Source organism: uncultured Nevskia sp., from assembly GCF_903885465.1.
Taxonomy (GTDB): Bacteria; Pseudomonadota; Gammaproteobacteria; order Nevskiales; family Nevskiaceae; genus Nevskia.
Window position 1 is genome coordinate 1 of the sequence record NZ_CAISIQ010000234.1, and the last position, 9,932, is coordinate 9,932.

Genomic DNA, 9,932 nt, shown 5'->3' on the forward strand with positions numbered 1-9,932 from the left:
ACGGTCATCGATCCGCGCTACAACCTTTACCGCCTGAGCTTCTCGCGCAGCTGCGTCGGCGACGTCAACGCCGTGGTGTTCACCGGCCTGATGACCGTGGTCACCCGCAGCGGCGCCGGCCGCACTTTCCGGCAGATGATCTTCACCGGCTCGAACAGCATGGCGGCGGTGTCGTTCCGGTTGACCGGGCAGAACTGAGTTTTTTTTGCAGGTCTCCCCTCTCCCCGCAGGAGAGGGGCTGGGGGTGAGGGACGCGGCTCGATCAGGCAGACAGCTTCATTCGATCAGAGCCCCCTCTCCCAACCCTCTCCCGCAAGGGGAGAGGGCTTAAGAGACTCAGCGCGCCGTCCGCAACAGCAAGCTCATCTCCTCCTCATCAAAACCCGCCGCGCGCCGCGCGGCTTCGTTGATCGGCAGGCGGATGTTCATGCCCTGCTCGGCGAGCAGGCGCTGCGAGGTGGTAAAGGGATCGACGCCGCGCTGCGCGCACAGCCAGCGATACCAGCGGCTGCCGATCGCGACGTGGCCGACTTCTTCGACGAGGATCACGTCGAGGATCGCGACCGTTTCCGGATCGCCGATTTCGGTGAGCCGGCGGATGATGCCAGGCGTCACGTCGAGGCCGCGCGCTTCCAGCACTCTCGGCACGCAGCACATCCGTTCGAGCACGTCCTGCGCCGTCTTTTCTGCGGCTTCCCAGAGACCGTTGTGGGCCGGCATGTCGCCGTAGTCGTAGCCGAGCGAGATCAGCCGCGCGCGCAGCATTGCGAAATGTCGAGCTTCGTCGCGGGCCACAGACAGCCAGTCCGCGTAGTAGTCAGCCGGCAGGCCGCGAAAGCGCCAGGCAGCATCGAGCGCCAGATTGATCGCGTTGAACTCGATATGGGCGACGGCGTGGATCAGTGCGGCGCGGCCGGCGACGGTGCCGAGGCCGCGGGTCGGCACGTCGCGCGGGCGAATCAGTTCGGGTTTGGCCGGGCGGCCTGGTACGCGAGGATCGGCGGCATCGGCGGCCGGTTCATCACCAACGGCTTCCAGCACGGCAATCGGCAGTGCGGCAACCAGCGCGCACTTCGCGGTGGGATCAGCTTCGCAAAGCGCTGCGTGCACGGCGTCCAGCAGTGCCGCTGGGCTCACTCGCAGTGCCACTCGAAGCGGCCGATGCTCGGGCTGGCCAGCACGCAGTGATCGCCGGGCTTCAGCACCGCCACGCCCTTGGGCGTGCCGGTGTAGATCACATCGCCCGGTTCCAGTAACCAGCTCTGGCTCAAGATCGAAATCTGCTGCGCGACCGGATAGAGCATCTCGGCCGTCTTGCCGTGCTGGCGCAGCTCGCCGTTGACGTGCAGCGTGAATTCCATCGCCTGCAGGTCCTGCTCGAGGAACGGCTTGAAATCGCCGAGCGGCGCGGAGCCGTCGTAGGACTTCGACAGCTCCCAGGGCTTGCCCTTGTTCTTGAGCGTGGTCTGCAGATCGCGCAAGGTCAGGTCCAGACCGAGGGTGATGCCGGCGATCGAATCGAGCGCGTCTTCGATGGCGATGTCGCGGCCACCGCCGGTCAGCATCACCACCAGCTCGACTTCGTGATGGGTGTCGCCGCGGCCTTTCGGCAGCGGAATCACATCACCGAGCTGCACCACGGCCGAAGGCGGCTTCATGAACACCACGCATTCGCCATCCGGCCGGTGATCGGTACCGGGGCCGAGGTGAGCGAGTTCCTCGACGTGGTCTGCGTAGTTCTTGCCGATGCAGAAGATGCGGTTGATTTTCATGGCTGGGGAGAAAGGGTTGAGTGATCAGCGGCGATCGAGCGCATGCGCATCGAGTGCTGCGCGCGGCACGAACTGCAGCGCCTTCAGATGAGTCGCGGCGAGCAGCACCGGCGGCGCCATGCCGACCTCGTAGGCTTCGAGCCAGCGCAGCGCGCACAGGCACCAGCGATCACCGTCCTTCAAGCCCGGAAAGTCGTACTCCGGGCGCGGCGTGCTGAGATCGTTGCCGCGCGAGCGTGAGAACTTCAGGAACTCGGTGGTGACCTGGGCACAAACCAGATGGCGGCCGACATCCTGCGGGCCGGTGCGGCAGTTGCCGTCGCGATAGAAGCCGGTCATCGGATTGGTGCAGCAGCAGGCCAGCAGTTCGCCGAAAACGTTCAGCGCAGGACCGGAAGACGAGGAAGCATCGGCAGCCATGACAGGTTCGCGCGCAGGTGGGGAGGCCGATCATAGCGAGCGCTGCGTGATGACTTCATAAATCCACGCCTTGCGGCGATGATGGCGGCCCCAGACTGCATGAATCCCTGATGAAACCGACCCGCATTGTCAGCCGTGGCGCCATCGATCTCGCCGTCTACGAGCGCGGCGCTGCCCCTGGCCGCCAGACTCTGGTGCTGGTGCACGGCTATCCGGATTCCGCTCAGGTCTGGACGGCGATCGCCGAACGTCTGGCCGAGCGCTTCCACGTCGTCAGCTATGACGTGCGCGGCGCCGGTGAATCGAGCGTGCCGGCGCGTATCCGCGATTACCGCATCGCCGAACTGATGGGCGATCTGGAAGCGGTGATCGACGCTGTAGCGCCCGGCGGCCAGGTACATCTGGCTGCCCACGACTGGGGTTCGATCCAGTGCTGGGAAGGCGTCACCACTGAGCCGCTGAACGCGCGCATCGCCAGCTACACCAGCATCAGCGGCCCCTGTCTGGATCATGTCGGCTACTGGCTGCGCGAGCACGCCAAGCCGGGCTGGCGCGGCGAGCAGTTGCTGAAGCAGCTGGCGCGCTCCTGGTACATCGTCGCCTTCCAGCTGCCGGCGCTGGCGCCGACCGCCTGGCGGCTGGCGCTCGGCCGCTACTGGCCGAAGATCATGAAACAGATGGAAGGGGCCACCGTCGAAGCCAGCCCGACCCAGGTCAAGGATGGTCGCAACGGCGTCAATCTCTATCGCGCCAACATGCTGCCGCGCCTGCTCAGACCGCTGCCGCGCCACGCGACCTTGCCGGTGCAGCTGATCATTCCGACCCGCGATCGCTTCGTCGGCCCCGAGCTGTACGAAGGCCTGTCGCGCTGGGTGAAAGTGCTGCGTCGCCGCGCGATCGACGCCGGCCACTGGCTGCTGCTCAGCCATCCGGACAAGGTCGCAGGCTGCATCGCCGAATGGATGGACGAGCATCCGATCAAGACCGAAATCGCCGAACCCGCGCCCGTCGCGAATCGCCGTACCGCTGCCTCATCGAACGCCAAGCACGCATGAATGTCCTGATCGTCCACGCCCATCCCGAGCCGGCCTCGTTCACCTCGGCGATGAAGAACGCTGTGGTTGAAGACTTCACCGCGGCCGGCCATAGCGTCGTCGTTTCCGATCTCTACGCGATGGGTTTCAACCCGGTGGCGAGTGCGGCGGATTTCGGCACCCGCGGCAATGCCGAGTACCTGAACTACGCGCTCGAACAGCGCGGCAACGGCGACGCCGGCACCCTGGCGCCGGACATCGCCACCGAGCTGGCCAAGCTGCTCGCCGCCGATCTGGTGATCTTCAGCTTCCCGCTGTACTGGTTCTCGGTGCCGGCGATTCTCAAGGGCTGGATCGACCGGGTGCTGGTGTCCGGGAAGACCTACGGCGGCCGGCGCATCTACGATCAGGGCGGGCTGAAGGGCAAGCGCGCGCTGCTGGCGCTGACCACCGGCGGCCGTGATTACATGCTCAGCGAAGGCGGCATCCACGGCGATATCGAAGACATCCTCAAGCCGGTGTTGCAGGGCACGCTGGCCTACACCGGCATGACCGTGCTGCCCAGCTTCGTCGGCTTCCACGTGCCGTATCTGAAGCAGGAAGAGCGCGCCGCGATCCTCGACAACTATCGCGCCCATCTGGCCAGGCTCGACACGTTGACGCCGCTGAGTTTCCCGAAGCTGGCCGACTTCGATGCCCAGATGAAGCCGCTGACCAAGTAGCCCGACGGCAGAAAAGCTGCCCCGCTCTGTGCTCTACCGCACCAAGTTCAACCGCATTTTTTCCGCATGGCTCTGTCCAAGCCATCAATTGAAAATCGAGAGAGTGGTACTGACCCATGCCGGAAACGACCCAGGCAGAGCAGAAAGAAGCAGTAGCGAGTACGGGCATCGACAGCCTGGACGACATTCTTGACGGCGGTTATCGGAAGAACCGCCTGTACCTGATCGAGGGTGTGCCGGGTTCTGGCAAGACCACCCTGGCGCTGCAGTTCCTGCTGGCTGGCGCGCGCCGCAACGAGCCGACGCTGTACATCACGCTGTCGGAATCCACCGAGGAACTCGGGGCGATCGCCAAGTCCCACGGCTGGTCGCTGGACGGAATCAGCGTGCGCGAACTGGTGCCATCGGAGGCAGTGCTGCGGCCGGAAGACCGCTACACGATGTTCCATCCTTCCGAAGTGGAACTCGGTGAAACCACGCGCACCATTCTCGAAGAAGTGGACCGGATCAACCCCAAGCGGGTGGTCTTCGATTCGCTCTCCGAACTGCGCCTGATCGCCGGCAGCCCGCTGCTCTATCGCCGGCAGATTCTCGCCCTCAAGCATTTCTTTGCCGGCCGCAACTGCACGGTGCTGATGCTCGATGACATGACCAGCTCCGATCGCGATCTGCAGGTGCAGAGCATCGCCCATGCGGTGCTGCTGCTCGAGCAGAACAATCCGGACTACGGCGTCGAGCGGCGCCGGCTGCGGGTGGTCAAGTACCGCGGCGTGAATTTCCGCGGCGGCTATCACGACTATGCGATCCGCCACGGCGGCATCGTCGTCTTTCCTCGCCTGGTGGCGACCGAGCACCGCAAGCTGCCAAGCCGGCAGCGGCTTCCGAGTGGCATTGGCGAACTGGATACGCTGCTCGGCGGCGGCGTCGAGCGCGGCACCAGCACCCTGCTTTCCGGTGCGGCAGGCACCGGAAAATCGTCGGTGGCGGCGCAGTTCGTCTACGCGGCAGCCGAACGCGGCGAGGCGGCGGCGATGTTCATCTTCGATGAAAGCATCGACACCCTGTTGAGCCGCACCGCGGCGCTCGATATCGATCTCAAGAAGCACGTCGACAGCGGCCGAGTCTCCATCCAGCCGATCGATCCGGCCGAACTCTCGCCGGGCGAGCTGATCCAGTCGATCCGCAAGAGCGTCGAAGAGCGCGGCGTGTCGATGGTCGTCATCGACAGCCTCAACGGCTATCTGAATGCGATGCCGGGCGAGCGCTTCCTGCTGATCCAACTCCATGAACTGCTGAGCTTTCTCGGCCACTCCGATGTCGCGACCCTGCTGGTCAGCGCACACCAGGGGCTGATCGGCAGCAACATGACATCGCCGGTGGACGTCAGCTATCTGGCCGATGCGGTGATCCTGATGCGCTATTTCGAAGCCGAGGGTGAAGTGCGCCAGGCGATTTCGGTGGTCAAGAAACGCGGCGGTTCCCACGAGCGCAGCATCCGCGAATTCCGCATGCAGGACGGCCGTATCGGCGTCGGCGAACCGCTGCGAAACTTCCGCGGCATCCTGACGGGGGTGCCGATCTATCAGGAGGCTGCGCCACGGATCGAGGGCTGATCCAGGGCCATGTTTTCGAGCAGCGAATTGCGGGTACTGGTGGTGGGCCCCACCAGTCGAGACGGCCAACTGGTGCGCTCGATCCTGGCCGACAACGGCATCGCCAGCGAGCCCTGCGCGAGCTTGGCCGTGCTGTGCGCCGAGCTCGAGAAGGGCGGCGCGGGTGCGATCCTGGTCGCCGAGGAGGCGATGATCCAGTCGGATTGCCTGGGCATCTGGATGCAGCAGCAGCCCACCTGGTCCGATCTGCCGCTGCTGGTCATCGCCCGGCCCGGAGCCGATTCGGCGATCGTCGCCTCGGTGATGGCGCGTTGGGGCAGCGTGGCGATTCTGGAGCGGCCGACGCGGGTATCCGCACTGCTCAGTTCGGTGCAGGTGGCTCTGCGCGCCCGCAAGCGGCAGTACCAGATCCGCGATCAGCTGGCCGATCTCGAAAACGCCCGCGCCACCTTGCAGCGCAACGATCATCGCAAGGATGAATTCCTGGCGATCCTCGCCCATGAGCTGCGCAATCCGCTGGCGCCGATCAGCAATGCGCTCGAGTTGCTGAAGCGCAGCAGCAACAGCGATCCGATGCTGCAGAAGATCGGCCAGATGATGACTCGTCAGGTCGGCAACCTGAATCGGCTGGTCGACGATCTGCTGGAGATCTCGCGGATCACCCGCGACAAGATCGAGCTGAAGAAGGTCACGGTGGCGCTCGACAGCATCCTGCAGACCGCCATCGAAGCCAGCCAGCCGCTGCTCGATACCCATCGGCATCAGCTCAGCCTGAGCGTGCCGGCCGGGCTGCCACTGCTGCTGGCCGATCCGCTGCGCCTGTCACAGGTGTTCGCCAACCTGCTCAACAACGCCGCGAAGTTCACCGAGCCCGGTGGCCAGATCTGGCTGAGCGTGCACCAGCAGCCAAACGCGCTGAGCATCTCGGTGCGAGACAACGGCATCGGCATCCGGCCGGACATGCAGGCGCGCATCTTCGAGCTGTTCGCCCAGGCAGACGAGATCACCAGCCGCTCGCAGGGCGGTCTCGGCATCGGCCTGATGCTGGTCCGGCGTCTGGTCGAACTGCACGGCGGCACCGTGAAAGTGATCAGCGCCGGGCTGGGCCAGGGCAGCGAATTCATCGTGCACCTGCCGCTGACCGGCCATCTGACGCAGACCGTCAGCGCGCCAGCGGTTAAGCCGTCACCGTCGGCCGGACTGGGCCAGCAGCGCATCCTCGTCGTCGACGACAACCTCGATGCGGCCTCGTCCCTGTGCCAGCTGCTGGAACTCTGGGGTGCTGAAACCCGGGTGGCCGGCAGCGGCCGGGAAGCGCTCGACATCCTCGCGGACTTCCGGCCCGACGTGGCGATCCTCGATATCGGCATGCAGGGCATGGATGGCCTGGAACTGGCCGGGCGGATCCGGGCGCGGCCGGAACTGAGCGGCCTGTTCATGATCGCGCTGACCGGCTGGGGACAGGAGGAAGACATCCGCCGAACCCTGAAATCCGGTTTCGATCGGCATCTGGTGAAACCGGTCAATCTCGAGCTGCTGCAGAGCTTGCTGCGCGAGCATGCGCCTGCTGCATAGTGCCGCTGATGGCTGACCGGCGAGCGATCGTCCTGCCGCAACTTCTGAGCCTTCAACATGCACCGCATCGGTATCGACCTCGGCGGCACCAAGATCGAAGGCATCGTGCTGCGCGGTGCGACCGAGGTTATTGCCCGGCAGCGCATCGCGACACCCAGTGGTGATTACCCGGCGACGGTCGCCGCTGTCGCCGCGCTGGTGGCAGCGCTCGAACGCGAAGTCGGCGCCCGCGGGCTGCCGGTCGGCATCGGTCATCCGGGTGCGATCTCGCCGTTCACCGGGCTGATCAAGAACGCCAATTCCACCTGTCTCAATGATCGGCCGCTGAAGGCCGATCTCGAAGCCGCGCTGGGCCGCGCCGTGCGCATGGCCAACGATGCCGACTGCCTGGCCTTGAGCGAATCACAGGCCGATGGCGCGGCCGCCGGTGCAGCCTGCGTGTTCGCGGTGATCCTCGGTACCGGCGTCGGTGGCGGCATCGTCATCGACGGCAAGCTTCGCGCTGGCCCGAATGCGATCGCCGGCGAATGGGGCCATAACCCGCTGCCCTGGCCGCGTGCGGACTGGAATGAAGTACCGGGCCCGCTGGGCTGGGATGGCCGCCACGGATCGATCGAGGACTGGTGCAGCGGCGTGGCGCTGGCGCGTGATCATCGCGAAGTCAGCGGCGAGCAGCTGCGCGGCGAGGACGTCGTCGCCCGCGCCGAAACCGGCGATGCGGAATGTGTCGCGACGATCGCCCGCTACGAGGATCGTCTGGCGCGCGCGCTGGCCAGCGTCATCAATGTGCTGGACCCGGACGTGATCGTGCTCGGCGGCGGCTTGTCGCGAATCGCGACGCTGTACGAGCGGGTGCCGGCGCTATGGCGCGCCTGGGTGTTCAGCGATCAGGTTGCGACCCGCTTGCTGCCGGCCGCGCATGGCGACAGCAGCGGCGTGCGCGGCGCAGCCTGGCTGGTTTGAAGCAGGGGTCAGCCGTGTAGGTCGCCCCTCGGGCGACGGCGCGGCTAGATCTGTCGGGCAAGGCCCGAGCTACGGCCAGCCACCAGCCACAGCCCACTAGCCACCGCTTCTGAGGCCGCGCACGTAGTCGCCCATCTCGCGGATCGCCTGATCGGCTTCCGGCATCCAGCCGGCCATCGTCTGCCAGACGTGCCAGAGCTTCGGCCGCACGCTGAGCAGCACCTGCACGCCGGCCTTGCGGGCGGCGGTGGTGAAGCGGGTGGAATCGTCGAGCAGTATTTCGTCATCGCCGACCTGGATCAGCATCGGCGGCAGGCCGGCGAGGTCGGCGAACAGCGGTGACAGCCGCGGATCGGCGAGCTTGTGGCCGGCGGCGAAGGTTTCGGCGGCCTTGTTGATGCCGAGCACGGTGAGGATGCGCTCGCGCTCGGCGCGACTGCCCATCGACTTGCCGCTGGAGCTCAGATCGGTCCATGGCGACAGCAGCACCAGCCCGGCTGGCAGCGCCATGCCGGCGTCGCGCAGCGCAATCGCGGTGACCAGTGCCAGATTGCCGCCGGCCGAATCACCGGCGATGACGATGCGCTCGGCCGGAATGCCCTCGGCGAGCAGTTCCTGGTAGCCGGAGACGGCGTCTTCGAGCGCGGCCGGATACGGATGCTCCGGCGCCAGCCGGTAATCGATGGCCACCACTTCGCAGCCGGCGGCCTTGGCGAAATGCGCGAGCAAACCCCGGTGGGTGCGGGTCGAGCCGCCGAGATAGCCGCCGCCGTGCAGGTAGTAGATGACCTGATCGCCGGCATCGCCGCTGGGCGTCAGACGGTCGGCCGGGCGGCCGGCGAGGGTCGTCGCTTCGATGCGCGTGCCACGCGGCACATGGGTGATCAGTCGGGCGATCCGCTCCAGCTGCGGCCGCATTTCATGGGCGGGCTTGGCCAGCACCGGCTGCAGCAGGAACTGGGAAACGGGGCCGAACAGGCGGGCGCGGAGGCTCAAGCTGGCAGTCATAGGAATACGGAAGCAGTGGCGGCGGGCAGATCCCTGGCAGGTGCCGGGCGGCGAAGGGTAGCCGATCGATGTGACGGATGGGCATGGGCGCGCTGGTTCTCGGAACCGGCCGCAGGAACCGTGGCGCAACGGAAATGTCCCAAGCGGATCGTTATGATGGCTGACGCTGCTGCCCGTGGTCCGCACGGGATCAGCACTGGTTCACTACCCGGAATGCCCCCTATGTCGTTTCCCCGCCTGTCTCTGCCCAGCCTGCGCCATCTGATGCGCGCCGTTCTGATCGTCGCCGCTGGTGCCGCGATCGCGGGCTGCAAGGAAGGCCGCGACGCCTATGCGATCACCGATAGCGGCTCGCTGATCAAGTTCCAGACCGACAAGCCGGAATCGCTCGACAACACGATGACGATCACCGGCCTCGCCGATGGCGAAACGATCCTGCAGATCGATTTCCGAGCCGAGACGGAAGTGCTGTATGGCCTGACCAGCAACAACCGCATCGCCACGATCGACACGGGCACTGGCGCTGCGACCCTGGTCAGCGCCGCGCCATTCTTGCCAGCGGGGGCAACGCTGAACCAGCCCGTGATGGACATCAACCCGGCGCAGGATTTCATCCGCATCATCGATTACCAGCCGGGCAATAGCGGTATCGACACCAACATCCTGCGTGTCGATCCCCTGAGCGGTGCGCTGCTGCAGAGCGATGGCACCCTGCTGCGCTTCAACGACAGCGATACCAATGACGGTGAAGTGGTGCAGCTGGCGGCGATCGCCCACACCAACAACGATCAGGACGCCACCACGACCACGCTCTATGGCCCAGCT

At 65.9% G+C, this 9,932-nt stretch carries 11 protein-coding genes; 7 read left to right on the forward strand and 4 right to left on the reverse strand.

Annotated elements, in window-relative coordinates:
- A partial coding sequence (locus tag QZY06_RS08725; RefSeq protein WP_295682951.1) for a hypothetical protein occupies window positions 1–198 on the forward strand: 198 nt, incomplete at its 5' end.
- 138 nt (window positions 199–336) lie between these two features.
- On the opposite strand, the gene QZY06_RS08730 is transcribed toward QZY06_RS08725, so the two are convergent.
- The 3 genes from QZY06_RS08730 to QZY06_RS08740 are packed head-to-tail and all read right to left on the reverse strand — an operon-like array spanning window position 337 to window position 2,192.
- Window positions 337–1,137 (reverse strand): ferritin-like domain-containing protein, encoded by an 801-nt coding sequence (locus tag QZY06_RS08730; protein ID WP_295682954.1) that lies wholly within the window; start codon window positions 1,135–1,137, stop codon window positions 337–339.
- Window positions 1,134–1,772: a fumarylacetoacetate hydrolase family protein gene (locus tag QZY06_RS08735; RefSeq protein WP_295682958.1), complete on the reverse strand. Its 639-nt coding sequence runs from the start codon at window positions 1,770–1,772 to the stop codon at window positions 1,134–1,136. Before QZY06_RS08735 ends, QZY06_RS08730 begins: the two co-directional genes overlap by 4 nt.
- 24 nt (window positions 1,773–1,796) lie before the next feature.
- Entirely contained in the window at window positions 1,797–2,192 is a 396-nt protein-coding gene (locus QZY06_RS08740; protein WP_295682961.1) for a DUF2237 domain-containing protein, read from the reverse strand.
- Window positions 2,193–2,302: 110 nt separating this feature from the next.
- Here QZY06_RS08740 and QZY06_RS08745 point away from each other — a divergent pair, with 110 nt between their 5' ends.
- The 5 genes from QZY06_RS08745 to QZY06_RS08765 all read left to right on the forward strand — a co-directional run bounded on the left by QZY06_RS08745 (window position 2,303) and on the right by QZY06_RS08765 (window position 8,099).
- The gene (locus QZY06_RS08745; RefSeq protein WP_295682964.1) at window positions 2,303–3,247 is read left to right on the forward strand and encodes an alpha/beta fold hydrolase; all 945 of its coding nucleotides are present in this window, start codon (window positions 2,303–2,305) and stop codon (window positions 3,245–3,247) included.
- Window positions 3,244–3,948 carry an NAD(P)H-dependent oxidoreductase gene (locus QZY06_RS08750; protein ID WP_295682966.1) on the forward strand — a complete coding sequence of 235 codons (705 nt, stop codon included), beginning with the start codon at window positions 3,244–3,246 and terminating at the stop codon, window positions 3,946–3,948. The genes QZY06_RS08745 and QZY06_RS08750 overlap by 4 nt, the downstream gene beginning before the upstream one ends.
- 116 nt (window positions 3,949–4,064) lie before the next feature.
- Window positions 4,065–5,561, forward strand: a complete 1,497-nt coding sequence (locus tag QZY06_RS08755) for an ATPase domain-containing protein (RefSeq protein WP_295682968.1) — start codon at window positions 4,065–4,067, stop codon at window positions 5,559–5,561.
- A 9-nt stretch (window positions 5,562–5,570) separates the two neighbouring features.
- Window positions 5,571–7,136, forward strand: coding sequence for an ATP-binding protein (locus tag QZY06_RS08760; protein WP_295682970.1), 1,566 nt, complete (start codon window positions 5,571–5,573; stop codon window positions 7,134–7,136).
- 57 nt (window positions 7,137–7,193) lie between these two features.
- On the forward strand, window positions 7,194–8,099 hold the full coding sequence (locus tag QZY06_RS08765) for an ROK family protein (protein ID WP_295682972.1): 906 nt from the start codon (window positions 7,194–7,196) through the stop codon (window positions 8,097–8,099).
- 96 nt (window positions 8,100–8,195) lie between these two features.
- On the opposite strand, the gene QZY06_RS08770 is transcribed toward QZY06_RS08765, so the two are convergent.
- Complete coding sequence (locus QZY06_RS08770) at window positions 8,196–9,107, reverse strand: alpha/beta hydrolase (protein WP_295682974.1); 912 nt, start codon at window positions 9,105–9,107, stop codon at window positions 8,196–8,198.
- A gap of 222 nt (window positions 9,108–9,329) precedes the next feature.
- Here QZY06_RS08770 and QZY06_RS08775 point away from each other — a divergent pair.
- On the forward strand, window positions 9,330–9,932 hold a 603-nt coding region (locus QZY06_RS08775), incomplete at its 3' end, for a DUF4394 domain-containing protein (RefSeq protein ID WP_295682976.1).